This is a genomic window from Nakamurella antarctica (assembly GCF_003860405.1).
GTDB classification, from domain to species: domain Bacteria; phylum Actinomycetota; class Actinomycetes; order Mycobacteriales; family Nakamurellaceae; genus Nakamurella; species Nakamurella antarctica.
Map to the genome: position 1 here is coordinate 2,572,261 of NZ_CP034170.1, position 25,917 is coordinate 2,598,177.

Here is a 25,917-nt window from a genome sequence, read left to right on the forward strand (position 1 = left end):
GCGAGCCACACAGGGGCACCACAATTGCGTTTGCGGCCCGCACCTCAGCGCAGGTGGTCCCAGAGTTGCGAAGCCCCCGCCAGCCCTGCCGCGTGCAGCCGTTCCCCCGCCAGACCATGCAAGAACACCCCTGCCGCGGCGGCAGTAAGCGGCGGCGCCCCTGTCGCCAGCAGCGACCCGATGACGCCGGACAGCACGTCGCCCGTCCCGGCCGAGGCCAACCATCCGCAACCCGTGCGGTTGACGAACGTGTGCGCTCCGTCAGAGATGATGGTGGCGCTTCCTTTAAGCACGACGACGGCGTGCGAGCGCAACGCCGCGGTCCGCGTGGCCGTCAGTCGATCCGAGAGATCAAGGTCTGGGAAGAGGCGCGCGAATTCGCCCTCGTGTGGCGTCAACACGGTGGTGCGCCCCCGAAGCTGGCGGCTCACCAGCAGGTGGGGGTGCCGAGATACCAGCGTCAGGCCGTCGGCGTCGACTAATACTGGCTCTGGCTTGTCGATAACCACCGTCAACCGATCCAGCGCATCCTGGTCCGTACCCATACCGGGCCCCACCACCCACGCCTGCGACCGGCCTGCCCCCGAGACCGTCCCGGTAGCAACGGCTTCCGGCCAATGACGGACCACCTCGGCCGCTTGGGGGCCGGCGTACCGCACCATTCCCGGCCGCAACCGCACGGCGGCTCCGACGCACAAAATGGCGGCGCCCGGATACGTCGTCGAACCCGCCACCACGCACACCACCCCGTCGCTGTATTTGTCGGCACGAGTCCCGGGATCACCCAGCAGACCCGGTATCTCAGTCAGGCTGCAGGCATCAACCGCCTCTGCAGATACGTCCATGCCGACTGCGGCCAAAACCAGCTCACCCGGCTGGGCCAGCAATCCTGTCTTTACCCCGCCGAAGGTCACGGTGACATCGGCGGCGAAGCTCACCCCGGGCGCCGCCCCCGTGTCGGGATGGACTCCACTGGGGATATCGACCGCGACCTTGTACGCGGATGTCGCATTCGCCAACTCGACTAGCGCGGCGGCAGCGGGTCGCAGCGGCGGTGTCGCCCCAATTCCCACCAGCCCGTCGATGATGACGTCGGCTCGCCCGAAAAGTGTTGCAACAGAGGTATTTTCCATCCCAACAACGACTCGCCCGCCCGCCTTCAGGAACTGCGCCAGCGCCGCCTCGTGCACCTGCTTCGGGTTCGCCAGAAACGCGGTCACCGCAACCCCGCGCCGGCGCAAAATCGTTCCCGCTACGAGCGCGTCGCCGCCATTGTTCCCACCGCCGACCAACAACAGCGCGCGACTGCCGGGAATGAGGTGGCCCGAAAGCCCGGCCAGTGCTGCCTGCGCCACTGCGAACGCGGCCCGATACATCAGCACCGTTGGACCATGTCGCTGCAGCGCCACGCTTTCAGCCCGCAGCACACCCGCCACGGTGTAGGCGGAGATCACAAGCCTGGGCCCTGGCCCAGCGCCACCACGACCGCCGCGGCGATGCCAGCGTCATGGGACATCGATATCTGCCATCGCGTAATCCCCGCGGCGACCGCCGCTGCCTGCACGGTGTCGACCGTCACCAGGCTGGGTGCGCCATTGCCCGAGCTGACGACACTGCAATGATGCCAATCCATCCCGGCTGGCACGCCCAACGCTTTGGCCACCGCTTCCTTCACCGCAAAGCGCGCGGCAAGTGATGCTGCCCGGCGCGGCGCACCGGTCGAGGTCACCTGCTCACCAGCGGTAAAGAGCCGCTCTCGGAGCGCGGGGGTCCGCACGAGCGAAGCAGCGAACCGTTCCACCGCCACCACGTCGATTCCCACGCCCAGCACGCGGGCATCGGGGGGAAGCGCCGGAAAAGAGGTCATCGGAGCTATTCGACCGTCACTGATTTCGCCAAGTTGCGTGGCTTGTCGACGTCGAACCCGCGGGCTCGGGCGATTTCCGCGGCAAGGATCTGCAGCGGAACTGTCGCGACCAGTGGCTGCATGAGCACCGGCACCGAAGGCAGCGAGATCAGCGTGTCCGCAAAAGGCGCCACGATATCGTCGCCGTCCTCGCAGATGACGATGGTCCGTGCGCCGCGCGCCTGAATCTCTCGAATATTGGACAGCAACTTCGAGTGCAGCAGCGGTCGCAGTTTCGGCGATGGCGTCACCACCACCACCGGCAGGCCCTCCTCGATCAGCGCGATCGGGCCGTGCTTGAGCTCGCCCGCGGCGAAACCTTCCGCGTGCATGTACGCCAGTTCCTTCAGCTTGAGTGCGCCCTCCAGAGCGACCGGGAACCCCACGTGCCGGCCCAGGAAGAGCACAGCCTTCGCATCCACCAGCTCCTGGCCGAGTGCCCGGACCGGATCCATGCGGGTCAACGTTTCCGCCACCGCAGCGGGCATCGCCGACAGGTCGGCAAAATCGCGGGCCACTTCGTCGCTGTACTTCACGCCACGGGCCTGCGCCAATGCCAAGCCGACGAGGTAGTTAGCAACGACCTGGGCCATGAATGCCTTCGTCGAGGCGACACCGATCTCCGGACCGGCATGGGTGTAAAGAACCGCGTCGGATTCGCGGGGGATCTGCGACCCGTTGGTGTTGCACACGGCGAGGACCCGAGCCTTTTGTTCGCGGGCATGGCGGACCGCCTCCAACGTGTCGGCCGTCTCACCAGACTGAGAAACCGCCACCACCAACGTGTCCCGCGTCAAAACCGGGTCGCGGTAACGGAACTCGCTGGCGAGCTCGACCTCTACGGGCAGCCGGGTCCAGTGTTCGATCGCATACTTGGCGACCAGCCCGGAGTGGTAGGCGCTGCCGCAGGCCACGACGACGACCTTGTCGATGGTGCGCAGCTCGTCGTCCCCCAGGCGCTGCTCGTCGAGCAGGATGGAGGTGCCGTCGAAATGGCCGCGCAGGGTGTTGGCGATCGCGTCGGGCTGCTCCTGGATTTCCTTGTCCATGAAGTACTCGAAGCCGCCCTTCTCCGCAGCCTCAGTGTCCCAATCGACGTGGAAGGCACGGAAGTCTGCGTCTCCCCCGGTAAACGAGCTGACTTCGTAGGTGTCCGGGGTGATGACCACCAGTTGGTCCTGGCCGAGCTCCACGGCCTCGCGCGTGTGGGTGATGAAAGCGGCGACGTCGCTCGCGACGAACATCTCCCCCGCACCCACGCCGATCACCAGCGGAGAGTTGCGGCGGGCGGCCACCAACACGTTCGGGACGTCTGCGTGGGTAGCAACCAACGTGAACGCTCCCAGCAGCCTGGCGCACACGGCGGCCATCGACGCTGGCAGGTTCCCGGCAGCTGTGCCGCTGTTGTACTCGCGGGCCAGCAGGTGCGCGACGACCTCGGTGTCGGTATCGGAGGTCAGCTCCACCCCAGCGGCTTCGAGCTCCGCGCGCAGCGGTGAGAAGTTCTCGATGATGCCGTTATGGATGACGGCCACTCTGCCGGAGGTGTCGCGGTGCGGGTGGGCGTTGCGATCCGTCGGGGCGCCGTGGGTGGCCCAGCGGGTATGACCGATTCCCGTACTGCCCGGGAGCGCCACGCTGCCGCCGTCGATCAGCCTTTCGAGGTTTGCCAGAACGCCAGCTTTGCGGGCGACACCCAAGTCCCCGTCGTTGTCCAGGATCGCGACGCCGGCAGAGTCGTACCCGCGGTATTCCATCCGCCGCAGGCCCTCCAAGACGAGAGGCAACGCTTGACGTGATCCGACATATCCAATGATTCCGCACATTCTGAGTATCCTAACGGCCCTCCCCTCGCGCTAAGCCCTTGCCAGGGTTCATTGCCAGGGTTCATTGCCAGGGTTCATCGGCCAGGTCATCGGCTGGCGTCAGCTTTCGATGGGTCGCCCGCCACGTTGTTTCACGACCTCCGCGTCCGGGACCGGAGCCACCACACTGTTCGCTGGCGTCACATACCCGGTTCGATCGGCCTTGGCAGAGGCCGAAACCGCTCGCACGTCGGCCCACTCCCGCAGGGCCGCGATCTGCTCGGACTGCGTCACCGACAATGGCACCGTGTTGCGAACGGATCGGTGTAGGTCGTCAACCTGGAGATGTCGCCGGCCGTCGAAAGCGTCAAAGCAGGCGGCGATCACGGCCTGTTCGATCTCGGCCCCGGAGAAGCCCTCCGTCATCAGCGCCAGATCCGTCAGGAGTTCGTCGGTGATTGGGAGAGGGCCGAGGCCTTTGCCCTTCCGGAGCCTGCTGTCCAGGTGCAATCGAAAGATGTCGACCCGCTCTATCGCGGTAGGCAGGTCGATAAAAAAGATCTCGTCGAATCTGCCCTTCCGCATGAATTCCGGGGGGAGCCGTGAGATGTCGTTCGCGGTTGCGATGACGAATACGGCCGCGGTGCGCTCCTGCATCCAGGTCAGGAATGATGCGAACACGCGGGCACTGGTGCCGGAGTCCCGCTCGCCGCCCGCGGAGCCGAATCCCTTCTCGATCTCGTCGATCCACAGCACGCAGGGGGCGATGGCCTCGGCCGACTTCAGCGCCGTGCGCATGTTCTCCTCCGATGCACCCACCAACCCGGCGAATACCTTGCCCACATCGAGCCGAATCAGCGGGATCTGCCAGGCCGAGGCCATCGCTTTGGCGGTCAACGACTTGCCACAACCCGGGATACCCGTCACCAGAACGCCTTTGGGCGAGGGAAGCGCGTATTCGGCGGCCTCGGCCAGCCACGCGCCGGACCGTTTCACTAGCCACGTTTTCAGATTTGCCAGCCCGCCAATGTCGGCTAACCGAATCTGCGAGTCCACCACCTCCAGCAGCCCGGACTTGCGAATGATCTGCCGCTTCTCTTCCAGCACCACACTCACGTCATTCACGGTGAGCCCGCCGTCGGCGCCCATCGCGCGAGCGAACGCGTTCTCGGCCTCTCCCAAGGTCAAGCCGAGGGCCGCCTTGGCGATCTGTTCTTTACCCGAGTCCTCGATATCAACCCGGACGGTGCCCGCGGCAGAGTTTCGCTCGATCATTCCGTCCAACAGCGTGCGGACTTCCGCCTCCGACGGCAACGGGAAGTCGACAATGGTGGCCACGTGTTCCAGCTCCGGCGGGAGACGCAGCAACGGCGACACCAGGATCAGCGTGCGCGCCTGCGAACCGTCGCGGTAGAGCTGTGCAATGTCACGAAGCTGCCGCACCAGCTGCGGATCAGCCGGTTGGTTCGGCGCACCCAACCACGGGTGGAGATCGAAAAAGATTGCTGCCGAACCCAGGTCGAGGTTTCGTGCCGAGTTCAACGCCACCTGGGGCTGTGTGGTTTCGGGCGGGCCGGGCTTGCCGAGCGCGGCGAAACCGTTCGTCACCGACCACGTATAGACCGTGCGGGGGCTCCGGATCAGCTCCCGGCTCGTGAAGAGTGCGGCCAATTCTGCCAACACCCGTGTCTCCTCCGATGTCTGGATATAGAGCAAGGGAAAACGAGCGCGGATCAGCTGCCGCATATTCTCTCGGAACACCGATACTGCTTCGGCCACGTGTGCCTGCCCCTCGTTGCACCACCGCGGGCTGCTCCCGCGAGGGCCTTAAGGCTATTCTTCCAGTAGGCAAGGCGCTCTTCGCAGACCCGGTGCGCCCACCACTTTCACCAGCACCACTTTCACCAGCACCACTTTCATAAGGAGGCCTCTGCCGATGGCTCGCACCGCTGCCAGCGTGGAAAACCCGTCGCTCGAGTACCTCGCGCACCTGGGCCCCTATCGGGTGGCGCGCGGCGAGCTCGCCCTCGCTGGGATCCCTGGAGTCGTCTTTGCCCCGTTGTCGGGAAAGAATCTTCCCGCCGTCGCCTTCGGTCACCACTGGATGCAGCCCATCGAGCGGTACGCGGACACGTTGCGCTACTTCGCTTCCTGGGGGATCGTCGCCATCGGCCCCAGCACCGAACATGGGCCCTTACCGTCGTTCGCCGGGCTTGCCGTCGACCTCGCGACCTCCCTCTCACTCATTGCGCACACCCGGCTCGCCGAAGGAGCGGTCACCGTCGACCCGGCGAAGATCGGTGTCGCTGGCCACGGCCTCGGCGGCGGCGCTGCCGTGCTGGCGGCCGCGCAGGACAGTGAGATCAAGGCCGTCGCTACGGTCAACGCCGCCAACACCCGTCCGTCGGCAATCACCGCCGCGGGCCTGGTGACCGTGCCCGGCTTGCACCTTTCCGGCGGCAAGGATGTGCTCTCCCCGCCGGAGGCGAATGCCACTCTCATCGCCGAAGGGTGGGCTGGCCCCGTCCAACTACGCACCATCAAGAAGGCCTCGCACTTGGGCTTGGCCGAGGGCAAGCACTGGACCAACAAGCTGACCGGCTCCGAGGCGGAAAGGGCGACACAGCAGGTGGCTCGGATGCTGATGACGGCGTTCTTCCTGCGTCATCTGGATGGACAAGAGCAGCTCGCCGACGACCTGGACGGCAAGATCAGCGGCACCAAAATTATCGAGATAGGCCACGGCTGAGAAGTTCTCGTCCTGAACTTCGCCCCATAGCACCCAGTAACCGCCGCTGCGCGCGGCCAACCACAGAAGGACTTCCATGACGGTCCCCGCAGCTCCCCGCTCCTTCCCCGACGGATTCACGTGGGGTTCGGCCACCGCGTCCTATCAAATCGAAGGCGCGGCAACCGAAGGCGGCCGCGGCCCCTCCATCTGGGACACCTTCAGCCACACGCCGGGCAAAGTTCTGGGCGGCGATACCGGCGACGTGGCAGTCGACCACTACCACCGGTACGAAGAAGATCTCGATGCGATGAAGGCGATGGGCCTTGGTGCGTATCGCTTCTCGATCGCGTGGCCCCGAGTGCAGCCGGGCGGCCGTGGACCGCTCAACCCCGAAGGCGTTGCCTTTTATTCGAAGCTGCTGGACGGCCTCATCGCCCGGGGAATCAAACCCGTTGCCACGCTGTACCACTGGGACCTCCCCCAGGAGCTGGAGGACGAAGGCGGCTGGACAGCTCGCGAGACGGCGCTGCGATTCGAGGAGTACGCCCGGCTGATCGTGGCTGCCCTGGGCGATCGAGTCCACACCTGGACCACCTTCAACGAGCCGTGGTGCACCGCGTATCTCGGCTACGCCTCCGGTGTCCACGCTCCCGGCCGCCACGACGGCGCCGCGGCCCTGGCCGCCGTCCACCACCTCAACCTGGCCCACGGGCTCGCCGGCCGGGCCATCAGAGAACTGGCGCCGAACGCGCAACTCTCGATCACCTTGAACCTGCACGTGATCCGACCCCGTTCGAGCTCGACGGATGATGCCCGGGCCGTCCAGCGATTGGACGACCTCGGCAACGGAGCCTTCCTCGGCCCACTGCTGGATGGTGCCTATCCGGAGCGCCTTTTCGGCGACACAGCAAAAACCACGGATTGGTCGTTCGTCCTCGACGGCGATCTCGAGCTCATCAACATTCCCATAGACGTGCTCGGCATCAACTACTATTCGACCACCAGAGTTGCGCTATGGGACGGGGTGTCGGACCGCGTGATGGCCGATGGCCACGGCGACTCCCCCTACAGCCCCTGGGTGGACTGCGACGACATCGACTTCCTCGTCCAGCCCGGTCCGTACACCGCGATGGGCTGGAATATTGACCCCAGCGGCATGACGGAACTACTGCTGCGCACCTCGAAGGCCTACCCGCACCAGCCGATGATGATCACCGAAAACGGCGCTGCCTTCGACGATGTCGTGGTCGACGAGGATGGGGTGGCCCGCATTCACGATCCGCTACGGGTCGACTACCTCTCCCGCCATATCGATGCAGTCGGGGTAGCAATGGACGCTGGCGCGGATGTCCGCGGATACTTTTTATGGTCGTTGCTGGATAACTTTGAATGGTCGTACGGCTACTCCAAGCGGTTCGGGATTATCGGTGTTGACTTCGACACCCAGGTCCGCACGTGGAAAGACAGCGCCCTCTGGTACCAGGAGCTGATCCGCACCCACCAGCTCCCCGCGATCTAGGCCTGTTGCACACCCGCCGAGCCTAGCGACAACAATCCGCCGAGTGGTGCCCTATCCGACCCGCTGTTGGGCGTAATAGTGCACCGCTCGGCGGTGCGGGGAACCGGGTTAGGACTGAGCGACCACTTCGGCAACGCGCTCCGCGATGGACAGCGCGAGTTCGGCAGTCGAGGCCTCCACCATGACCCGCACCAGCGGCTCGGTGCCAGAGGGGCGCAACAGCACCCGCCCACCCGCGGCTGCTAGTTCCAGCTCTGCCTGCGCGACCGCAGCGGCCACTGCGGCAGATGACGCGACCGCGGCCTTGTCGCCGACGCGGACGTTAATCAGGGTCTGCGGGAACATGGTGACCAGGCTGGCAAGCTCAGCGAGCGACTGGCCAGTCACCGCCATCTGCGCCATCAAATACAACGCGGTGAGTAGTCCGTCGCCAGTGGTGGCGTGCTCAGCTAAAATAAAATGGCCCGACTGCTCGCCGCCCAGCGTGTAACCACCCGACCGCATCTGTTCAAGAACGTACCGGTCACCCACCCCGGTGGTTTTGACCGTAATGTCGGCCAGTTCCATCGCTTTGTGGAAGCCAATATTGGCCATCACGGTGGTCACGACAGTATTGGACGCCAGTTCGCTGCGCGCCTTCATCGCGGTCGCGAGGATCGCTAAAATAGCGTCGCCGCCCACGTCGTTGCCGCCGGCATCCACAGCCAAGCAGCGATCAGCGTCGCCGTCATGGGCGATACCGAGATCGGCGCCGTGCTGGACGACTGCTTCGCGCAGGCCCCCCAGGTACGTCGACCCGACGCCGTCATTGATGTTGAGGCCATTGGGTTTTCCGGCAATCACGATCACTTCCGCGCCCGCCCTGCGATACGCCTCGGGAGCCACCTCGGAGGCTGCGCCATGGGCGCAGTCCACCACAATTTTCAGTCCCGCCAGCGAATGCGGCGTCGCGAGCAGGAGGTGATCCAGATAGCGGCGGCTCGATTCATCAGCCTTCTTAATGCGGCCGATGCCCGCGCCCGTGGGCAGAACCCGGCTGGCCACCTGCGCGGCGTTCATCCCAGCCTCGATGGCGTCCTCGGCAGCGTCATCCAACTTGTGGCCGCCTGCAGCGAAAATTTTAATGCCGTTGTCCGGCATAGCGTTATGCGAAGCGGAGATGACGACGCCCAAGGTGGCGTGCAATTCTCCGGTGAGAAAGGCGACCGCGGGGGTGGGCAAAACACCCAGTAGCAGCACATCGCAACCGGCGGAAGCGAGGCCGGCGGCGACCGCGGCTTCCAGCATTTCGCCGCTGGCGCGCGGATCGCGGCCCACCACCGCGACAGGGCGACGGCCGGAGAAACCGGAGTCGGCGTCACCGGAATCAGCGGGGTCGAGAGAGTCCGCGTCGGTGTGGTCGGTTGCGGGTACAAGACCAAAAATGCCCTGCCCCCGCCCCTGCGACAGCACGAATGCTGCCGAAGTGGCTAGGCGCAGGGCAGTTTCCGGAGTCAAGTCGACGTTCGCTAAACCGCGAACGCCGTCCGTCCCAAAAAAACGGGCCACGACTGATTAACGCTTGGAGTACTGAGGTGCCTTCCGGGCCTTCTTCAAACCGGCCTTCTTGCGTTCCTTGATACGTGCATCGCGGGACAGGAAGCCAGCCTTCTTCAGCGGCGGGCGGTCTTCCGGTTCCAAGTCGATCAGGGCGCGGGCGATGCCCAAGCGCAGCGCACCGGCTTGGCCAGTGTTGCCGCCGCCAACAAGGGTGGCGTGGATGTCGAAAGACTCAGCCTTTTCCAGCAAGACCAACGGCTCTTTGATCAGCTGCTGGTGGACCTTGTTCGGGAAGTACGAATCCATGGTGCGGCCGTTGAGGGTGAAGACACCGGTGCCAGCGGTCAGGCGGACCCGAACGACGGCTTCCTTGCGGCGACCCACTGTCTGGATCGGACGGTCAACGACGATGACGCGCGGCGCGGCCGGAACAGCTGCGGGCGGAGCGTCTTCGGTGCTGGCGTCAGCAACCTCGGAGCTGGCAACAGCATCACCAATGGTGTGCTCGAGCTCGGTAACCTCGGAGTACTTCTCTTCGCTCACAATGTCCTCAAGATTCTCAGGGGAGTTCTGCTCAGTCACTGGGAGACCTGAACGATCTCGAACGGTGCTGGCTTCTGCGCGGAGTGCGGGTGCACGGGTCCGGCGTAGACCTTCAGCTTGTTGGCCAAGCTGCGACCCAGCGGGCCGTGGGGCAACATGCCGGTGATGGCCTTTTCGACCAAGGTCTCGGGCTTGGTGTCGAGCATCTCGCCAACGCTGCGCTTGCGCAGACCGCCCGGGTAACCCGAGTGACGGTACAGGAACTTGGTCTCCCGCTTGTTGCCACTGATGGCAACCTTTTCCGCGTTGATAATGATGACAAAGTCGCCGGTGTCGACATGCGGGGCGAAGATCGCCTTGTGCTTGCCGCGCAGCAACTGAGCCGACTGGCTGGCCAACCGGCCAAGCACGACGTCGGTCGCGTCGATTACATGCCAGGCGTGGGTGATGTCGCCAGGCTTGGGGCTGTACGTGCGCACAGGTCTGCCTCTTCGTCTTATCGCAATTGTCTTCGGTCGTGAGGCTCTACTCCTGCGATGAGGCAAAAGTGGATAACCCTCAGGTGTTTCGCCGGTGAACTGCTGGCAGCAAAAAACTCTCGCGTACTCGCCTGTTCATGGGCAATGCAGACTTCGCTGCACACCGAAGAGTCAGATTACCGCGCCGAGTGCCTCGAGGTCAAAGTGAGCCAGAAATCGCTCGACCACTCAGCGCGTCGGAGCGGTTCATCCGCGCCCAGGTGGGGTACTTGTGCAGCGTAAGGCGCTCACGCCTGCCCGCATACAGGCTTTCCCTAGTGACTTATCTGACGTACTCAAGTTGCCCACCGGCAAACAACGCAACGTGCGCGACAGGCCGCCTTGCGCAAGAATCGGGCTATGAACCACGGGGGAACCGCCACGGGCCGCAGATCTGAGGATCACACATGCTGATTGGGTTTGGCTTAGCGGTCTTGGCCGCCGTGCTTTCCGGGTCCGGCTCCGTCCTGCAGTCGATCGGGGTACGCCGCGCTGGTAGCGCTGGCGGCTCAGCGGTGGCGCTGGCCGACCTGCGGAAGCAGCCTTTCTACTTCGCCGGGTTACTCTCCGACATTCTCGGTTTCCTCTGCGCCGCCACCGCACTGCACCGCTTACCCCTGTTCTTCGTGCAGTCCGTCGTAGCCTCCAGCGTCGGCGTCACAGCATTGATCTCGGTGATTCTCGGGACTCGGATTGGCCGCGCCGGATGGACGGCCCTGGCCATCGCGGGCGCGGGGCTTGTGGCGCTTGCCGCATCCGCTGAACCGGGCCCTTCCACGCCGCTGCCCCGCACCTGGCACTGGATCCTCCTGCTCGGCGTCGTCCCGATCGCTGGCATTGGCTACCTCGGCTACCGGGTGCACAGGCGGTACTCCGCGCCGGTTCTCGCGCTTGCGGCTGGCTTGAGCTATGCGGCCGTTGCCATCTCGGCTCGGTCGTTCCATGCACCGGACGAGTTCTGGCAGATTCTGGGCGAGCCGGCGGCCTGGGCGATTCTGGTCAACGGCCTGAGCGCTGCGATTCTGTTTGCGCTGGCCTTGCAGAAGGGTACTGCGACAACTGTTGCAGCAGTGGTCTTTTCAACGCAGACGGTGTTTCCCTCCGCGGTGGGTCTTTTAGTGCTGGGCGACAGTGTGCGCTCCGGGTTTGCCGTAGTGGCCGCCATCGGATTCTTCTGTGCCGTCGGCGGCGCGGTATCGCTGGCGCACTTCGCGGCGCAGAAGAAACATGTGCCGAGCATTCGGGCCGTACCCCGCGCTTAAGGCCGTCTGCGACTTACGAGTCAAGCGTGCGGAACGCTCTCGTCATCTGCGCTCTCGCCGCTAACTCGCTCGCCAGCGGATAGTCAACACCCATTAACGTCAACCCGCGTGCCGGCGCGACGTGGATCGCCGACGTTCGCTGCCGCGCAGCAAGCTTGACCGCTGGGTCGGTGATCGGCAAGCGACCTTCACCGACGGCCAGCAACGCGCCCACCAGTGACCGCACCATGGAATGGCAGAACGCGTCAGCGCTGACATCGATGGCTAGCACCGGCTCCTCGTCCAATGCGTTGACCACCAGGCGCTGCACTTCGCGCACGGTCGTCGCGCCGACCCGCGGCTTGCAGAATGCAGCAAAATCGTGCAGGCCAACAAGCCCATCGGCGGCCTCCTGCATCCGGGCTGCGTCCAACGCACGGGGCCAGCCCAGAGTGTCGAAGCGGCGCAACGGTTCTACCCCCGAAGGCTCGGCCGTGACGCGATAGCGGTAGTGCCGTCGCAGCGCCGCGAACCTGGCATCAAAGCCGCGGGGCGCAATCACTACCGTGCGGACGCGAATGTCCAGCGGCAGCAGACCGGCCAGCCGCCTGACGAGTCCCCGCAGCGGCTCGAAATACTGCAGAGCGGGGCCACGTGCTGCGCTCTCGGCGCCGGAGATCTTCGCGACTCCAGCGGGTGTCCGCGGAGCCAAGGCCAGTAACGCCGCGGCGTCGACGTCCGCGTGCGCCACCTGTCCCCTCGCGTGTACGCCGGCGTCCGTTCGGCCGGCAACGACTAAGTCGATGGGGCTGCGGAGCAAGGTATGCAGGGCTGCGGTGAGTTCACCCGCGACCGTTCGAAGATTTGGCTGGATTGCCCAACCGGAAAATGCTGTCCCATCGTAGGAAAGGTCTAGGCGGAGCCGAATAGTCTTCTCCGCCAACGACGAAGGCCCGCCACCCGGCGCGGTTCCCATGACGGGTTCCGGTCGGGCGGCGGGCCGCACGTTCGGGTCGAGATTTACTTCTTATCCTGCGCGTCGTCAGAAGCAACAGCGTCGTCAGAAGCAACGGCGTCGTCAGAAGCAACAGCGTCGTCAGCTGACGCGTCATCAGAAACAACAACATCCTCAGCCACAGCATCGTCAGAAACCACGACGTCGTCAGCTGCAGCGTCGTCAGAAACAACAGCATCGTCAGCCACAACGTCTGCGGCTACAGCATCGTCAGCGGCGTCAGACTTCTTGGCAGCCTTCGGGCGAGCGGCGTTACTGGACGTGCCAGCGGCGCGGCGGGTGACCCGACCGGCTGCGGAAGAAACGGTCTCTTCCTTGACGAGCTCGATGATGGCCATCGGAGCGTTGTCGCCCTGGCGAGCAAGGGTCTTGATGATGCGGGTGTAACCGCCGGGACGGTTCTCGAACAACGGTGCGATATCAGCGAAAAGCGTGTGGACCACGTTCTTGTCGCGGATGACCTTCAAGATCTCACGACGAGCGTGCAGATCGCCGCGCTTGGCGGTGGTGATCAGCTTCTCGGCGTAGGGGCGCAAGCGCTTCGCCTTGGCCTCGGTGGTCTTGATCTTGCCGTGCTCGAACAACGACTGCGCAAGGTTGCGCAGGATCAGGCGTTCGTGCTGCGGGGATCCGCCGAGACGGGGGCCCTTGGAGGGAGTAGGCATGTGGTGCTCCTGTAATCGTGTCCACACCCATGGCGGGTGCGGGTGGGGCGGTCGACCGGGAGCGAACTCCCGGCCACCGACGGTTTCCTCGTGTGTTCGGCCGGCCTCCGAAGAGGCAGACCGCCCGCCTCAGATCGAGGCGGACCGTACTGCGTCATTTGCGGGCGGTGAAAACCAAACCCGGAAAACTAGATTTGTTCGGTCTCCGCGTAATCCACGTCGGCCTCGCCAGCGGCAGCTGGCTGCTCGTCAACAACATCGCTGGCGGGCTCGGTTGCCTCTTCGTCGTCAGACCAATCGGCGTCGGCGTAGGCCAGCGCCACCGCGGTCGGGTCGAACCCGGCCGGTGAGTCCTTGAGGCCCAAGCCCAAGCCGTGGAGCTTGACCTTGACCTCGTCGATCGACTTCTGGCCGAAGTTGCGGATGTCGAGCAGGTCGGCTTCCGTGCGGCTGACGAGTTCGCCCACCGTGTGGATGCCTTCGCGCTTCAAGCAGTTGTAGGAACGGACCGTGAGGTCCATTTCTTCGATCGGCAACGAGAACGCCGCGATATGGTCTGCCTCGGCCGGTGACGGGCCAATTTCGATGCCTTCGGCGTCGATGTTGAGCTCGCGAGCCAAGCCGAACAGTTCCATCAACGTGGTACCGGCCGAGGCCAGTGCATCACGCGGGGAGATGGAGGACTTGGTCTCGACATCGAGGACCAAGCGGTCGAAGTCGGTGCGCTGCTCAACACGAGTTGCCTCGACGCGATAGGTGACCTTCAAGACCGGGGAGTAGATGGAGTCGACCGGGATGCGGCCGATCTCTGCGCCGACAGCCTTGTTCGGCGACGCGGGAACATACCCGCGGCCGCGCTCGACGACGAGTTCGATCTCCAGCTTGCCCTTTTTGGTGAGGGTGGCGAGCTTCAGATCGGGGTTGTGCACCGTGACACCGGCCGGGGGCGCGATATCGGCTGCGGTGACGTCGCCCGGGCCCTGCTTACGCAGATACATGGTGACGGGCTCGTCCTCTTCCGAAGAAACAACAAGTTCCTTCAGGTTCAGGATCAGCTCGGTGACGTCTTCCTTCACACCGGGGACCGTGGTGAATTCGTGCAGCACACCGTCGATGCGGATGCTGGTAACAGACGCGCCCGGGATGGACGAGAGCAACGTGCGGCGAAGGGAGTTACCGAGGGTGTACCCGAAACCGGGCTCCAACGGCTCGATGACGAACCGCGAGCGGTTGTCAGCAATGGTCTCTTCGGTCAAACCTGGGCGCTGAGAAATCAGCAAGGTGATGCCTCCAATGAAGTGATGCCGTCCGCTATATGACGACAAACAGGGATACAACGCGACCCGCAACTTGCGGCCGCTTGACACACCTCACCCGCCGGGGCGCTAAGCCACCGGCGGGCGAGGACAACTTTCGAGCTGGAAAGCTGAATTACTACTTGGAGTAGTACTCAACGATCAGCTGTTCGGTCAACTGCGAGTCGATCTGAGCGCGCACCGGCAGCTGATGGATCAGCACGCGGAGCGAGTTCGGAACAACCTGCAACCACGCCGGCGTCGGGCGGTCGCCGAAGGTCTGGCGAGCCAGCTCAATCGGGAACTTCTCGACAGACTGCTTGCGGATGTCGATGATGTCGTATTGGGAAACCCGGTAGGACGGAACATCGACGCGCTGGCCGTTGACGTGGAAGTGGCCGTGGGTCACGAGCTGGCGAGCTGCACGACGGGTGCGAGCCAAACCTGCGCGGTACACGACGTTGTCCAGACGCGATTCCAGGATCTGCAGCAGGGTCTCGCCGGTCTTACCCGGGCGGGATGCTGCTTCCTTGTAATAACGGCTGAACTGCTTTTCCATAACGCCGTAGGTGAAGCGAGCCTTCTGCTTCTCCTGCAGCTGCGTCAGGTATTCCTTCTCCTTGGTGCGCGCACGACCGTGCTGCCCGGGAGGGTAAGGACGCTTCTCGAATGCCTGATCGCCACCGACGAGGTCGACCTTCAGACGACGAGACTTCTTGGTGATAGGACCGGTATATCTAGCCATGAGTTATTTCCTTCCCCGTATCAGACCCGGCGCCGCTTGGGCGGCCGAGTTCCGTTGTGCGCCTGCGGAGTGACGTCGGAGATGGAACCGACCTCGAGACCAGCAGCCTGAAGTGAACGAATTGCCGTCTCGCGACCCGAACCGGGGCCCTTGACGAACACATCCACCTTCTTCATGCCGTGCTCCATCGCCTTGCGAGCGGCGGATTCGGCGGCCATCTGGGCGGCGAACGGGGTGGACTTGCGGGAACCCTTGAAGCCAACGTGGCCGGCGGATGCCCAGGAAATCACAGCTCCGGAAGGATCAGTGATCGAAACGATGGTGTTGTTGAACGTGCTCTTGATGTGAGCGTGGCCGTGGGCGACGTTTTTCTTCTCTTTACGTCGGATCTTCTTCGGCGCACCCTGGCGAGTCTTGGGGGGCACAGTTTTTACCTAGCCTTCTTCTTGCCGGCGATGGTCTTCTTCGGACCCTTACGGGTACGGGCGTTCGTCTTGGTGCGCTGTCCGTGAACCGGGAGGTGACGGCGGTGCCGGATTCCCTGGTAGGAGCCAATTTCCATCTTGCGGCGAATGTCGGCCTGAACCTCGCGGCGCAGATCACCTTCCACCTTGAAGCTGGCTTCGATGTGGTCGCGCAGTGCGAGCACATCTTCATCGGTCAGGTCCTTGGAACGCAGGTCGGGGCTGATGCCCGTCGCGGCAAGGAGTTCGAGCGCACGAGTGCGGCCGACCCCATAAATGTACGTAAGTGCGATTGCCATCCGCTTGTCGCGGGGCAGATCCACTCCGGCGAGACGTGCCATATGGCGCGGTACTCCTTCACGGCTGCAGAGGTGTCGGTCGCGAGCCACCCGGTGTCTATTCCGGCCCCGGCCTCTGCCCGGGGGTGTCCGTCACCACGTACATGACGGATGGTCTCGCGATGGAAATCTCCTGTGCCCGCTGGGGAGCTCAGGAGGGGCCTGCGATTGTCAGCCTTGGCGTTGCTTGTGGCGGACGTTCTCGCAGATCACCATGACGCGGCTGTGGCGACGAATCACCTTGCACTTGTCACAGATCTTTTTGACACTCGGCTGGACCTTCATGTGCCTTCTCTTTCTTAGGTCCGGACAGATGGACTACTTGTAGCGGTAGACGATCCGGCCTTTGGTCAGGTCGTAGGTCGAGAGCTCGACCACCACCCTGTCCTCGGGGAGGATCCTGATGTAGTGCTGCCGCATCTTGCCGCTGATGTGAGCAAGGACGCGGTGGCCGTTTTCCAGTTCAACCCGGAATGAGGCGTTTGGGAGTGCTTCCACTACCCGGCCTTCGACCTCGATAGCGCCGTCTTTCTTGCTCATATCCTCCGCAATCTGAAACCGTCAGAGCCGGGATTCTTGTTCGAACCTCAGCCACTTCTACTACCACTGGCAAAAACACTCCGCCCACTCCAGCCATCCGCACGTTTTCGCTGATCAGCGATAGTGTGAACACACCGTTCCAGGCACAGCTTTGCCCCCTTCAGCGTGAACTGATGGAGGCGATTGGCCAACAAAATGGGGCATCGAGACGCACTTGGGACGGCAGTGGCGAGAAGTACCTACCACTTGAGACCGACCATGCGCCGACACGACATGCTTGCCGAGGATCGAGTCTACGTTGAAAGGCCTGATAGAACCAACTCGGCAGCAGGGGGGCGCCCCCCGCTGGCTATCCCCGATCACTGTCACCTATCACTGTCGCGATCACTGCCGCCGAACTAGGCGCCCTTCTGCGACAAGTTGGTCAGGTACGCCGCCATTCCCGCTGGGGCCCTGCCCGTCATCCGCGCGCTGGTCAGCACCGGGCTCTCCCCCGTTCGGAGAATGCGACCACCCAGCCCTTGCACGGCCTCAGCCAGCAGTGCGTCTTCATGGGTCTGAACCGCCGCAAATCCACCGGAAGTTCGATACATCCGATTGCTAATCCCGAGATTCGCCCCATGGACATGGGGATGCCCGTCAATCAGCAGGTGTGCGTCCCGCCACCGCCGAAGCAGGTGGTCCTGCAACTCGTCAGGGTCGGGACGGACGGTTCCCAACAGCATGTCGAACCCTGCACTGGCGGCTTCCAGGTGCGTGCGAAGCCAGCGCGCAGGTACCACCGAGTCCGCGTCCGTACACGCAATCCAGCCGTCATCACCCAACAGCTCGCAGGCGTACCGCGCTCCCACATGACGGACGGCGCCGACCACGCCGAGTTCGCACTCCAGGATGTCCACCCCGCCGAATGCCGCGGCTATGTCGGCGCTTGCGTCGGTGCAACTGTCCAACACCAACACGATCCGCACGCACGCGTCCGAATACGACCGCACATCATCGACCGATTCGAGCACAGCCTCGAGACTGCGGCCCAGTCGGTCCGCCTCATTACGGGCCGGTATGACGACTGCTATCCCGTTAGTGGCAGCCCGAGTTCCCGGCCAAGACGTCATAGGAGCCCCTCACTGCGGGCCACGGAGGCGACATCCGGCCCGGCGAAGACGTCGAGCAGGAAGTCCTCCTCGACATGGCTTGCCAACACGGACAACTCGGAGCGCTCCCGCAATGCCGCGTGCACGTCATCCCCGCGCAGCGGGTAGTCCGCCACCGGGTGTCGCCAGTGGCACGCGAGGATGACGCCGCCGGGTGCGAGGGAGGAAACAGCACGGCTGATGAGCAACGCCAAGTCGGGGGTGTCGCAGTAATAACCGATCTCGGAAAGCACGATGAGGTCGAAGAGGGCTTCAGGCCACTCGGCCGGGACTGCGCGCTGCTCGAATCTCACCCCGAGCGCGTCCCCAAGCCGTTGGCGCGCAGCACTTAAGGGCTTTTCGGCGATATCGGTGGCCAGCACTGTGTCGCACCGGGCGGCCAGCTCGGCAGTGAGAACACCAATGGAGCAGCCGGGCTCAAACGCGGCGGCGAACCTCTTCCGGGGCAGCGCCGCGAGGGTCAGTGCGCGCTTTCGTGCTTCATACCAACGGGTTTCGAAACCCCAGGGGTCTGCGCGGTCGCCGTAGAACTCGTCAAAGAACGCGCGTGGCAGGCTACCGACCTGCAGCCCAGGGGCAGGAGCGCTCTCGAAGTAGGACTCGTACGGCCGATCGAAATGCGCCGCAAAGTCCGGCGGCACTATGCACTCATCCCCCGCTGCTGGCGACAGCGGCAGCAACTGGCTGACATGCGCCCGCATCGCGGCGCGCTTTTTCCGGAGCTCGTCAGGTCCGAGAACAAACTTTGCCGTCGGCAGGTCCGCCGCCTCGACCTGCGACGGGATGGCCCAATGCCACCACCAGATGGGGTACTCCCACAACCGCGCGCCGGTACCGGATACCAGCGCTGCCGCGGCGTGCCCGGCAGCTTGATGGTCCGGGTGCCCGTCCCCTCGCCAGGGGGCGACGACCAGCGTGGCGGCGTCACATGTGAGAGTGTGCAGGTCGCGTGTCAGAGCCGAAAGGTGTCGCTCCAGGCCGCCATCGGGCAGGCCGAGGATGCGCACCGATGCACGCGGCGCCACTTCCCCGAGCGCGGCGTAGAGCTCCCTTCGGCGAATTCGCGCAAGGTCGGCCGGCTCATGGGTCGGCGAACCCGGGTGGGACGCCTCCCCCAGGGTTGCCACCCACACATGGATTTCGATGCCCGCGCTGCTGGCCGCCGCCAACAGACCGCCGGCCCCGAGCGATTCGTCATCCGGATGCGCCGCCAGCACGATCAGTCGGGATACTCCCGCAAGGTTCACAATTGAGGCGGCTTCGGCGTCGAGCCGGACGTCCCAGACGAGTTCGTCAGTTCCCGCATCGCGGTGGTCGAACCGGGGTGCCTGGGCGGGCGTCACCATGGCAGATCACCGGCCAGCACGTCGCGGCCCAGAGCCGCCTCATCCTTTTCCGCATGATGTTGCCGCAGGTAGATCTGCAGGTCGGCCACTCGGCGAGCGTGGTCCTCGTCCAAGGCCAGAGGTGCCGGTCCGAGGAGATGCCCCACCCTCGTGATGACGTCTTCGGCAGCGTCCGCCACCACGCAGCGCACCCGGGTAGCGAGCAGGCTACCGGCGACGCCAGTCGCGGCGCCGGAATCTACCGCCATAGCCGCAGCGGCGAGCACCGAGCGCGCTGCGGTGAGCTGCACATCCACCGCTCCCACCTGCATCTGCGAGATCTGGTCCACGTCGCGCTCGGCCAGCTTTCGGAAAAGGAACCGGGCAATGCCCACGGCGCCGCCGTACCAACATGCTGCGACACCCATTCCGCCCCAGGCGAACCCTGGCCGCTGCAAATACCAGTCCTCGTCGCCGACCGGCGTTGCTGACACCTGGTCCAGCTCGATCGCGGTCGACACCACCTGCGCCAGACCCAACGACTTCCACGCGCCTGTCTGGACCTCTATCCCAGCATCACGCAGCGAGATGGCGAACAGCCTCCGGTGGCCACCGGGAGTGTGGGCGGTGACCAACGCATCGCTCACCGACCCCGCTAAGGAACACCAGGGCTTGGTGCCCGTCAAGAGCCAGCTGCCGTCCGGCCGCTCACGGGCATCGACGGTGGCTCCGGGAGCCTCTGCGGCAAATACTCCCCACGTCGACCCGGCTGCTGCAAGGTTCAGCCCCGCTTCGGACAGTATTGCCAGCGCGTCCAGGTGGGCCTCGGCGACACGGGCCGCAGTAAGGTCGATAGCCGCGATGTCGGACAACATCTGCCAGCGCGCCGCCGTCCCACCGGAACCCGGCATCGGCGCCGCTGCGCTGAGCTCACTGGCAAGCGACAACGCCTGTGCGGCATTGCCTTTGACCCCTGCGGCTTGCACCAGGAAAGCCTGGACATCGAACGAAGATACAACGGTGACCGGCATGGCGCCCCGATCCTGAAGGCAGCACACGCCGCACAGCGAGGAGGGCCATCTGTTTGACCTGTCGAACTAATAACCGTTACCGGGTGCGGGCAAACCTCCACCGCACGCGGTTCAGTCCAGGCTGATGGGCGTGATGCCGTACGGGGCGAGCATCGCCGCTCCAGCGTCGGCGGCAGTCAGGACGCTGATGCCGTCGTCGAGGATCGCCACCGAGTGTTCGACGTGGGCGGCCCGTGAGCCGTCCTTCGTGACCACCGTCCATCCGTCGTCGAGTTCTTTCGTGACCCCGGTGCCGAGTGTCAACATGGGCTCGATCGCCAACGCCATCCCGGCGACCAACTTCAAGCCCTTGCCCTGGCGGCCAAAGTTCGGCAGAAACGGATCCATGTGCATGGCGGAGCCGATGCCGTGACCGCCGTAGCCAGCTACCTCGCCGTAACCGCGGCCGTCCCGTCGCACACTCGCTTTCACGCTGCCTTCGATGGCCGACGTGACGTCACCCATCTTGCCGCCCGCCCTCATCGCCGCGATCCCTGCCCACATCGAATCCGTAGCTGCCTGAATGAGACCGACCTCCGCAGTCGGCGCCGAACCGCCCACGTGAAAGGAAATGGCCGAATCGGAGTGCCAACCGTCGACGATGCACCCGCAGTCGATCGAAATCAGATCGCCGTCAGCCAGCACCTTCGAAGGGGAGGGAATGCCGTGCACCACTTCGTCATTCACCGACGAGCAGATGGTGCCGGTGAACCCGTGGTAGCCCTTGAAGTTGGAGATAGCGCCAGCCTCGGTGATCACCTTCGAACCGATGGCGTCGACGTCGTACGTCGTCATTCCTGGTTCGACAGCCGCGCGCATCGTCTCCAGAGCCCGAATCAGGATCAGCCCGGACGCGCGCATTTTCCGCAGTTCGTCGCGCGACTTTATTTCTATACCTTTGGACATTCGGACGCTCCCTCAACTAGAGAAGGTCTTCGCGACCCAGTGCTACAAGAATGCGATTCTGGACGTCCTCGATGGCGCCAACGCCATCGACCCGCACCACCTTGGGACCGTAGTGGTCCAGCAGCGGCGTGGTTTCCGTGTGGTAGATGCTCAAGCGACGGCTGATAGCAGCCTCGGTGTCGTCGGCGCGGCCGCGGGCCATCATCCGTTCCAGCAGCACCTCGTCGGGGGCGGTCAGCAAAAGCACGGCGTCGAGAACCAACCCGCGCTCCTCGCATAACGAGTCGAACCACTCGGCCTGCGACAGGTTGCGGGGAAATCCGTCCAACAGAAAGCCTGTGGCATCCGGCTCGGCCAAGCGATCGGCCACCATGGCGCTGGTAATGGTGTCTGGAACAAGATTGCCCGCATCCATGAACTTCTGTGCTTGCAGCCCGAGCTCCGTGCCGTGCCCAACATTTGCCCGAAAAAGATCGCCGGTGGAAACATGCGGAACGTGAAGGTGCTCGGCGAGCAGCGCTGCCTGCGTTCCCTTGCCGGCGCCCTGCGGCCCAATGATGAGCAGCCGCATCAGCGCAAGAACCCTTCGTAGTTGCGCTGCATCAATTGGGTTTCGATCTGCTTAATGGTGTCCAGACCGACACCGACCATGATCAGCACCGCGGTTCCGCCGAAGGGGAAGTTCTGGTTGTTATTGCTGCCGGTGATCTCTAGGAAGAGGTTCGGCAAAATCGCGACGATACCCAAATACAGCGAGCCCGGGAGCGTAATGCGGCTCAGGACGTACTGCAGGTATTCGGCGGTGGGGCGACCCGGACGGATACCGGGGATGAACCCGCCGTACTTCTTCAGGTCGTCGGCGCGCTCGGTGGGGTTGAAGGTAATACCGACGTAGAAGTAGGTGAAGAAGATGATCAACGCGAAGTACAGCAGGATATGCGACCAAGAGCCCTGGTCGACGATGTAGCGCTGCACCCATAGTTGCCAGCCGCCGCCGACGTAATTGCCGTCTGCGTCTCTGCCGACACCGCCGCCGATCAGCTGGATGAGCAGCGTCGGGATGTAGAGCAGCGACGTAGCGAAGATGACGGGGATGACGCCGGCCTGGTTCACCTTCAACGGCAGGTAGGTCGAGGTGCCGCCGTATTGGCGTCGGCCGATCATCCGCTTGGCGTACTGGACTTGAAGTCTGCGCTGGCCCTGTTCCACGAACACGACGGCGGTGATAACGACGAGGGCGATACCGCAGAAGATCGTGAAGATGACACCCTTTTGGTTGGTCAGGATGTTCCCGCCCTCAGCCGGGATTCGAGATGCGATCGAGGTGAAGATCAACAGCGACATACCGTTACCGATTCCGCGGTCCGTAATCAGCTCACCCATCCACATGACGGCGGCGGTGCCAGCAGTCATCGTGAGGACGAGGGTGATCAGGGCCAGTGCGCTCTGGTCGGGGATCAGCTGGTCCTTCACGGCGCAGTTCGGGAACATGCTGCCGTTCATTGCCAAGGCGATAAATGCGGTGGACTGAAGGATGCCCAGAGCGATTGTTAAATACCGGGTGTACTGCGTCATCTTCGCCTGGCCGGCCTGGCCCTGCTTCTTCAGTTCTTCGAAACGCGGGATGACGACCGTCAGCAGCTGGGTGATGATGCTCGCCGTGATGTACGGCATGATGCCAAGGGCAAAAATACTGAGCTGTAGCAGTGCGCCGCCAGAAAACAGGTTCAGCAGCGTGTATACATCCGCGGTTCCGCCCACGTTTGCATCAATGCACTGGTTGATAGCCTTATACGACACCCCTGGGGAGGGGATCGATGTGCCGATACGGTAGATCGCCAACATCCCGAGGGTGAAGAGGATCTTCTTACGTAGGTCAGGCGTCTTTAACGCCGACACGAACGCGGTGAGCAATGATCCTCCTGATATCACCGTCCCTGCTACGTAGCAGGTCCGGCCTTCGCGGGCTGACGCCCGGTCTGGCAATCTTGGCTAATGCCGTCGCAGAGTGCGGCGACACTTGTGATGAAATTCGTGGGCCCGGTAAACCGCACCATGGGGCTTGTGAGGCCCTGCCAGCGTCGCTGCGGTGAGATCGCCGTCCGTCCCGCGCACGTGGCGCAGAACAATTGGGCGCGGAACCCTGCAGAGCGCTAACGCACCCGACTCCGAACTGTAACGCACCGCAAGCCAGAACCTGTATTTTTCGGATCTGTCGGACAGTGAATCGCCGCGAGGAAGGCGAACGAGCGGACACGCGCAGCGGCCCCCGGCTGCTCCCGTACAGGAGGAGCCAGGGGCCACTGGATGAAACTGGGCTACAGAGCCGAAACGCTTCCACCGGCGGCGGCGATCTTTTCCTTCGCCGAACCGGAGAATGCGTGCGCGGTCACGTCGAGCTTGACGCCGGCAATTTCGCCTTCGCCAAGAACCTTGACCAGCTTGTTGTCGCGAACGAGGCCAGCGGCCACGATCTCGTCAACGCCCACGGAGCCACCTGCGGGGAAGTGCTCGGCCAGCTGGCCGATGTTCACTACCTGGTAGCTGACGCGGAATCGGTTCTTGAAGCCCTTGAGCTTCGGCAGACGCATGTGAATGGGGATTTGCCCACCCTCGAAGCCTGCGGGGACGTTCTTCCGTGCGCCGGTACCCTTGGTACCGCGACCGGCGGTCTTACCCTTGGAGCCTTCACCACGGCCGACGCGAGTCTTGGCAGTCTTGGCTCCAGGAGCGGGACGCAGATGATGGATTTTAATCGTCATCTACTTCACTCCCCTTCAGTGTCTGAGACCGTCTCGACCGAGATCAGGTGACGGACGGTGTGGATGTACCCACGGTTCACGGCGTTGTCCGGGACAACGACCGTCTGGTGGATCTTCTTCAGGCCGAGCGAACGCACGGTTTCCCGCTGGTTCGGCTTGACGCCGATGATGGACTTCTTCTGAGTGACGGCGAAAGCCATATCAGGCCCCCTGTCCAGCACGCGCCCGCAACATAGCGGCCGGAGCGACGTCTTCGATCGGCAACCCACGACGGGCAGCGACCTCTTCGGGACGAACCAGACCCTTGAGACCAGCGATCGTGGCATGCACGATGTTGATCGGGTTGTCCGAACCGAGCGACTTGGACAGAATGTCGTGGATTCCGGCGCACTCCAGCACGGCCCGCACCGGACCACCGGCGATGACGCCGGTACCCGGGGAAGCCGGACGGAGGAGCACGACACCAGCAGCCGCTTCACCCTGGATGGGGTGCGGGATGGTGCTGGCGATACGCGGAACCTTGAACATGCTCTTCTTGGCCTCTTCAACACCCTTGGCGATTGCCGCGGGAATTTCTTTGGCCTTGCCGTAGCCGACACCGACGGAACCGTTTCCGTCACCGACGACGATCAGGGCGGTGAAGCTGAAGCGACGACCACCCTTAACTACCTTGGACACGCGGTTGGTGGCGACAATGCGCTCCATCAGCGGGTTCTTCTCTACGACAGCGTCGCGGCGACCGTCACGACGGCCTCCATCACGACGGCCTCCATCACGACGATCGTTGCTGGCACCGCCAGCACCGCCGGCGCCGCCTGTAGCCTGCGACGAGTTGCCGTCGCGGCGTTGGGGTCCGGGCATTAGATGTCCCTCTCGATCTTGTTCTTCATGATCAGAACTCCAGTCCGCCGCTGCGAGCAGCGTCGGCCAGGGCCGCAATGCGACCGTGATACTTGTCGCCGCCGCGGTCGAAGACCACGGAGGAGATGCCGGCAGCCTTCGCGCGGTCGGCGATCAATTCGCCTACCTTGCGGGCTTTGGCTGTCTTGTCGCCGTCTGCGCTGCGCAGGTCGGCTTCCAGGGTCGAGGCCGAAACAACGGTCTGGCCGATGCTGTCGTCAACAACCTGAACGAAAAGGTGACGCGAGGAGCGGTTGACAACCAGACGCGGACGAGCCGCGGTGCCGACAACCTTCTTGCGAAGCCGGAAGTGGCGACGGGTACGTGCGGCAGAGCGGACCTGCGAGATGCTCTTGCCGGTGCGCTTGCCGATCCTTGTGTTTACAGAGTTGGCAGCCATTACTTACCTGTCTTTCCGACCTTGCGCCGGACAACTTCGCCGGCGTAACGCACGCCCTTACCCTTGTACGGGTCAGGCTTGCGCAACTTGCGGATGTTGGCGGCGACTTCGCCGACCAACTGCTTGCTGATTCCTTCGACGCGGAACTTTGTCGGGGTTTCGACCACGAAGGTGATTCCCTCCGGCGCGATAACCGGCACCGGGTGCGAGTAACCGAGTGCGAACACCAGGTCCTTGCCCTCGACTGCGACACGGTAACCAACACCAACGATTTCCATTGGCTTGACGTAGCCCTCGGTGACGCCAACAACCATGTTGCTGACGAGAGTGCGGGTCAGGCCGTGGCGGGAGCGTGAGTCGCGCTCGTCGTTGGGGCGGGTGACGGCAAGGGTGCCGTCTTCTTCGCGGGTGACGGAGATCGGCTCGACAACCTGGTGGGACAAGGTGCCCTTGGGGCCCTTGACCACGATCGAAGCGCCGTCGATGGCTACGTCAACGCCCGCGGGGACGGTGATGGGCAATCTTCCAATACGTGACAT

29 protein-coding genes are annotated in these 25,917 nt (G+C 63.9%); 3 read left to right on the forward strand and 26 right to left on the reverse strand.

Annotated features, from left to right (window positions below; all coding sequences use genetic code 11):
- Positions 1-44: 44 nt before the first annotated feature.
- The 4 genes from EH165_RS11445 to EH165_RS11460 form a co-directional block, all read right to left on the reverse strand.
- Positions 45-1,454 carry an NAD(P)H-hydrate dehydratase gene (locus tag EH165_RS11445; protein ID WP_124799566.1) on the reverse strand — a complete coding sequence of 470 codons (1,410 nt, stop codon included), beginning with the start codon at positions 1,452-1,454 and terminating at the stop codon, positions 45-47.
- Positions 1,451-1,867, reverse strand: coding sequence for a holo-ACP synthase (locus EH165_RS11450; protein WP_124799567.1), 417 nt, complete (start codon positions 1,865-1,867; stop codon positions 1,451-1,453). Before EH165_RS11450 ends, EH165_RS11445 begins: the two co-directional genes overlap by 4 nt.
- A 5-nt stretch (positions 1,868-1,872) precedes the next feature.
- A complete protein-coding gene (gene glmS / locus EH165_RS11455; protein WP_124799568.1) occupies positions 1,873-3,732 on the reverse strand; it encodes a glutamine--fructose-6-phosphate transaminase (isomerizing) in 1,860 nt (619 codons plus the stop codon).
- Positions 3,733-3,831: 99 nt separating this feature from the next.
- Positions 3,832-5,457 (reverse strand): AAA family ATPase, encoded by a 1,626-nt coding sequence (locus tag EH165_RS11460; RefSeq protein ID WP_124800485.1) that lies wholly within the window; start codon positions 5,455-5,457, stop codon positions 3,832-3,834.
- A gap of 190 nt (positions 5,458-5,647) precedes the next feature.
- Here EH165_RS11460 and EH165_RS11465 point away from each other — a divergent pair, with 190 nt between their 5' ends.
- Together EH165_RS11465 and EH165_RS11470 are read left to right on the forward strand one after the other, a co-directional pair.
- Positions 5,648-6,460, forward strand: coding sequence for a dienelactone hydrolase family protein (locus tag EH165_RS11465; RefSeq protein WP_124799569.1), 813 nt, complete (start codon positions 5,648-5,650; stop codon positions 6,458-6,460).
- Positions 6,461-6,536: 76 nt separating this feature from the next.
- Entirely contained in the window at positions 6,537-7,961 is a 1,425-nt protein-coding gene (locus EH165_RS11470) for a GH1 family beta-glucosidase (RefSeq protein ID WP_124799570.1), read from the forward strand.
- 108 nt (positions 7,962-8,069) lie between these two features.
- Here the strand turns inward: EH165_RS11470 and glmM are convergent, their stop codons facing one another.
- Genes glmM through rplM form a run of 3 tightly spaced genes read right to left on the reverse strand, consistent with a single transcriptional unit; the run spans position 8,070 to position 10,522 of the window.
- Positions 8,070-9,509 (reverse strand): phosphoglucosamine mutase, encoded by a 1,440-nt coding sequence (glmM, locus tag EH165_RS11475; RefSeq protein WP_124799571.1) that lies wholly within the window; start codon positions 9,507-9,509, stop codon positions 8,070-8,072.
- Between the two features lie 6 nt (positions 9,510-9,515).
- Complete coding sequence (rpsI, locus tag EH165_RS11480; RefSeq protein WP_422392113.1) at positions 9,516-10,082, reverse strand: 30S ribosomal protein S9; 567 nt, start codon at positions 10,080-10,082, stop codon at positions 9,516-9,518.
- Positions 10,079-10,522, reverse strand: a complete 444-nt coding sequence (gene rplM / locus EH165_RS11485) for a 50S ribosomal protein L13 (protein ID WP_124799572.1) — start codon at positions 10,520-10,522, stop codon at positions 10,079-10,081. Before rplM ends, rpsI begins: the two co-directional genes overlap by 4 nt.
- 446 nt (positions 10,523-10,968) lie before the next feature.
- On the opposite strand from rplM, the gene EH165_RS11490 reads away from it, so the two are divergent.
- Complete coding sequence (locus EH165_RS11490; protein WP_124799573.1) at positions 10,969-11,823, forward strand: hypothetical protein; 855 nt, start codon at positions 10,969-10,971, stop codon at positions 11,821-11,823.
- Between the two features lie 13 nt (positions 11,824-11,836).
- Here the strand turns inward: EH165_RS11490 and truA are convergent, their stop codons facing one another.
- The 19 genes from truA to rplF all read right to left on the reverse strand — a co-directional run bounded on the left by truA (position 11,837) and on the right by rplF (position 25,917).
- Positions 11,837-12,778: a tRNA pseudouridine(38-40) synthase TruA gene (gene truA / locus EH165_RS11495; protein WP_124799574.1), complete on the reverse strand. Its 942-nt coding sequence runs from the start codon at positions 12,776-12,778 to the stop codon at positions 11,837-11,839.
- Positions 12,779-12,822: 44 nt separating this feature from the next.
- Positions 12,823-13,482 carry a 50S ribosomal protein L17 gene (rplQ, locus tag EH165_RS16880; protein WP_124799575.1) on the reverse strand — a complete coding sequence of 220 codons (660 nt, stop codon included), beginning with the start codon at positions 13,480-13,482 and terminating at the stop codon, positions 12,823-12,825.
- A gap of 188 nt (positions 13,483-13,670) precedes the next feature.
- The gene (locus EH165_RS11505) at positions 13,671-14,762 is read right to left on the reverse strand and encodes a DNA-directed RNA polymerase subunit alpha (protein WP_124799576.1); all 1,092 of its coding nucleotides are present in this window, start codon (positions 14,760-14,762) and stop codon (positions 13,671-13,673) included.
- Between the two features lie 154 nt (positions 14,763-14,916).
- Positions 14,917-15,522 (reverse strand): 30S ribosomal protein S4, encoded by a 606-nt coding sequence (rpsD, locus tag EH165_RS11510; protein ID WP_124799577.1) that lies wholly within the window; start codon positions 15,520-15,522, stop codon positions 14,917-14,919.
- A 20-nt stretch (positions 15,523-15,542) separates the two neighbouring features.
- Positions 15,543-15,947: a 30S ribosomal protein S11 gene (gene rpsK / locus EH165_RS11515; RefSeq protein ID WP_124799578.1), complete on the reverse strand. Its 405-nt coding sequence runs from the start codon at positions 15,945-15,947 to the stop codon at positions 15,543-15,545.
- A gap of 5 nt (positions 15,948-15,952) precedes the next feature.
- Positions 15,953-16,327, reverse strand: a complete 375-nt coding sequence (gene rpsM / locus EH165_RS11520; RefSeq protein ID WP_124799579.1) for a 30S ribosomal protein S13 — start codon at positions 16,325-16,327, stop codon at positions 15,953-15,955.
- Between the two features lie 168 nt (positions 16,328-16,495).
- Entirely contained in the window at positions 16,496-16,609 is a 114-nt protein-coding gene (gene rpmJ / locus EH165_RS11525) for a 50S ribosomal protein L36 (RefSeq protein ID WP_111766509.1), read from the reverse strand.
- Positions 16,610-16,642: 33 nt separating this feature from the next.
- On the reverse strand, positions 16,643-16,864 hold the full coding sequence (infA, locus tag EH165_RS11530; RefSeq protein ID WP_124799580.1) for a translation initiation factor IF-1: 222 nt from the start codon (positions 16,862-16,864) through the stop codon (positions 16,643-16,645).
- A 398-nt stretch (positions 16,865-17,262) separates the two neighbouring features.
- Positions 17,263-17,976, reverse strand: a complete 714-nt coding sequence (locus tag EH165_RS11535) for a glycosyltransferase family 2 protein (RefSeq protein WP_124799581.1) — start codon at positions 17,974-17,976, stop codon at positions 17,263-17,265.
- Entirely contained in the window at positions 17,973-19,361 is a 1,389-nt protein-coding gene (locus EH165_RS11540; protein WP_124799582.1) for a PIG-L family deacetylase, read from the reverse strand. The genes EH165_RS11535 and EH165_RS11540 overlap by 4 nt, the downstream gene beginning before the upstream one ends.
- On the reverse strand, positions 19,355-20,371 hold the full coding sequence (locus EH165_RS11545) for an acyl-CoA/acyl-ACP dehydrogenase (protein WP_124799583.1): 1,017 nt from the start codon (positions 20,369-20,371) through the stop codon (positions 19,355-19,357). Before EH165_RS11545 ends, EH165_RS11540 begins: the two co-directional genes overlap by 7 nt.
- A gap of 111 nt (positions 20,372-20,482) precedes the next feature.
- Entirely contained in the window at positions 20,483-21,316 is an 834-nt protein-coding gene (gene map / locus EH165_RS11550) for a type I methionyl aminopeptidase (RefSeq protein WP_124799584.1), read from the reverse strand.
- Between the two features lie 16 nt (positions 21,317-21,332).
- Entirely contained in the window at positions 21,333-21,887 is a 555-nt protein-coding gene (locus tag EH165_RS11555) for an adenylate kinase (RefSeq protein WP_124799585.1), read from the reverse strand.
- Positions 21,887-23,230 carry a preprotein translocase subunit SecY gene (gene secY, locus EH165_RS11560; RefSeq protein ID WP_124799586.1) on the reverse strand — a complete coding sequence of 448 codons (1,344 nt, stop codon included), beginning with the start codon at positions 23,228-23,230 and terminating at the stop codon, positions 21,887-21,889. Before secY ends, EH165_RS11555 begins: the two co-directional genes overlap by 1 nt.
- 404 nt (positions 23,231-23,634) lie before the next feature.
- Positions 23,635-24,078 carry a 50S ribosomal protein L15 gene (gene rplO, locus EH165_RS11565; protein WP_124799587.1) on the reverse strand — a complete coding sequence of 148 codons (444 nt, stop codon included), beginning with the start codon at positions 24,076-24,078 and terminating at the stop codon, positions 23,635-23,637.
- A 5-nt stretch (positions 24,079-24,083) separates the two neighbouring features.
- A complete protein-coding gene (rpmD, locus tag EH165_RS11570) occupies positions 24,084-24,278 on the reverse strand; it encodes a 50S ribosomal protein L30 (RefSeq protein WP_124799588.1) in 195 nt (64 codons plus the stop codon).
- A 1-nt stretch (position 24,279) separates the two neighbouring features.
- Positions 24,280-24,939 (reverse strand): 30S ribosomal protein S5, encoded by a 660-nt coding sequence (gene rpsE / locus EH165_RS11575; protein WP_124799589.1) that lies wholly within the window; start codon positions 24,937-24,939, stop codon positions 24,280-24,282.
- Between the two features lie 31 nt (positions 24,940-24,970).
- Positions 24,971-25,378, reverse strand: a complete 408-nt coding sequence (gene rplR, locus EH165_RS11580; RefSeq protein ID WP_124799590.1) for a 50S ribosomal protein L18 — start codon at positions 25,376-25,378, stop codon at positions 24,971-24,973.
- Positions 25,378-25,917 carry a 50S ribosomal protein L6 gene (gene rplF, locus EH165_RS11585; RefSeq protein ID WP_124799591.1) on the reverse strand — a complete coding sequence of 180 codons (540 nt, stop codon included), beginning with the start codon at positions 25,915-25,917 and terminating at the stop codon, positions 25,378-25,380. The genes rplR and rplF overlap by 1 nt, the downstream gene beginning before the upstream one ends.

Bases quoted from the DNA above. Each gene is read 5' to 3' on its own strand.
- EH165_RS11450 (WP_124799567.1), bottom strand. From the start codon at position 1,867: ATGACCTCTTTTCCGGCGCTTCCCCCCGATGCCCGCGTGCTGGGCGTG.
- glmS (WP_124799568.1), bottom strand. From the start codon at position 3,732: ATGTGCGGAATCATTGGATATGTCGGATCACGTCAAGCGTTGCCTCTC.
- EH165_RS11460 (WP_124800485.1), bottom strand. From the start codon at position 5,457: ATGCGGCAGCTGATCCGCGCTCGTTTTCCCTTGCTCTATATCCAGACA.
- EH165_RS11465 (WP_124799569.1), top strand. From the start codon at position 5,648: ATGGCTCGCACCGCTGCCAGCGTGGAAAACCCGTCGCTCGAGTACCTC.
- EH165_RS11470 (WP_124799570.1), top strand. From the start codon at position 6,537: ATGACGGTCCCCGCAGCTCCCCGCTCCTTCCCCGACGGATTCACGTGG.
- EH165_RS11490 (WP_124799573.1), top strand. From the start codon at position 10,969: ATGCTGATTGGGTTTGGCTTAGCGGTCTTGGCCGCCGTGCTTTCCGGG.
- truA (WP_124799574.1), bottom strand. From the start codon at position 12,778: ATGGGAACCGCGCCGGGTGGCGGGCCTTCGTCGTTGGCGGAGAAGACT.
- rplQ (WP_124799575.1), bottom strand. From the start codon at position 13,482: ATGCCTACTCCCTCCAAGGGCCCCCGTCTCGGCGGATCCCCGCAGCAC.
- rpsD (WP_124799577.1), bottom strand. From the start codon at position 15,522: ATGGCTAGATATACCGGTCCTATCACCAAGAAGTCTCGTCGTCTGAAG.
- rpsM (WP_124799579.1), bottom strand. From the start codon at position 16,327: ATGGCACGTCTCGCCGGAGTGGATCTGCCCCGCGACAAGCGGATGGCA.
- rpmJ (WP_111766509.1), bottom strand. From the start codon at position 16,609: ATGAAGGTCCAGCCGAGTGTCAAAAAGATCTGTGACAAGTGCAAGGTG.
- infA (WP_124799580.1), bottom strand. From the start codon at position 16,864: ATGAGCAAGAAAGACGGCGCTATCGAGGTCGAAGGCCGGGTAGTGGAA.
- EH165_RS11535 (WP_124799581.1), bottom strand. From the start codon at position 17,976: ATGACGTCTTGGCCGGGAACTCGGGCTGCCACTAACGGGATAGCAGTC.
- EH165_RS11540 (WP_124799582.1), bottom strand. From the start codon at position 19,361: ATGGTGACGCCCGCCCAGGCACCCCGGTTCGACCACCGCGATGCGGGA.
- EH165_RS11545 (WP_124799583.1), bottom strand. From the start codon at position 20,371: ATGCCGGTCACCGTTGTATCTTCGTTCGATGTCCAGGCTTTCCTGGTG.
- map (WP_124799584.1), bottom strand. From the start codon at position 21,316: ATGTCCAAAGGTATAGAAATAAAGTCGCGCGACGAACTGCGGAAAATG.
- EH165_RS11555 (WP_124799585.1), bottom strand. From the start codon at position 21,887: ATGCGGCTGCTCATCATTGGGCCGCAGGGCGCCGGCAAGGGAACGCAG.
- rplO (WP_124799587.1), bottom strand. From the start codon at position 24,078: ATGACGATTAAAATCCATCATCTGCGTCCCGCTCCTGGAGCCAAGACT.
- rpmD (WP_124799588.1), bottom strand. From the start codon at position 24,278: ATGGCTTTCGCCGTCACTCAGAAGAAGTCCATCATCGGCGTCAAGCCG.
- rpsE (WP_124799589.1), bottom strand. From the start codon at position 24,939: ATGCCCGGACCCCAACGCCGCGACGGCAACTCGTCGCAGGCTACAGGC.
- rplR (WP_124799590.1), bottom strand. From the start codon at position 25,378: ATGGCTGCCAACTCTGTAAACACAAGGATCGGCAAGCGCACCGGCAAG.
- rplF (WP_124799591.1), bottom strand. From the start codon at position 25,917: ATGTCACGTATTGGAAGATTGCCCATCACCGTCCCCGCGGGCGTTGAC.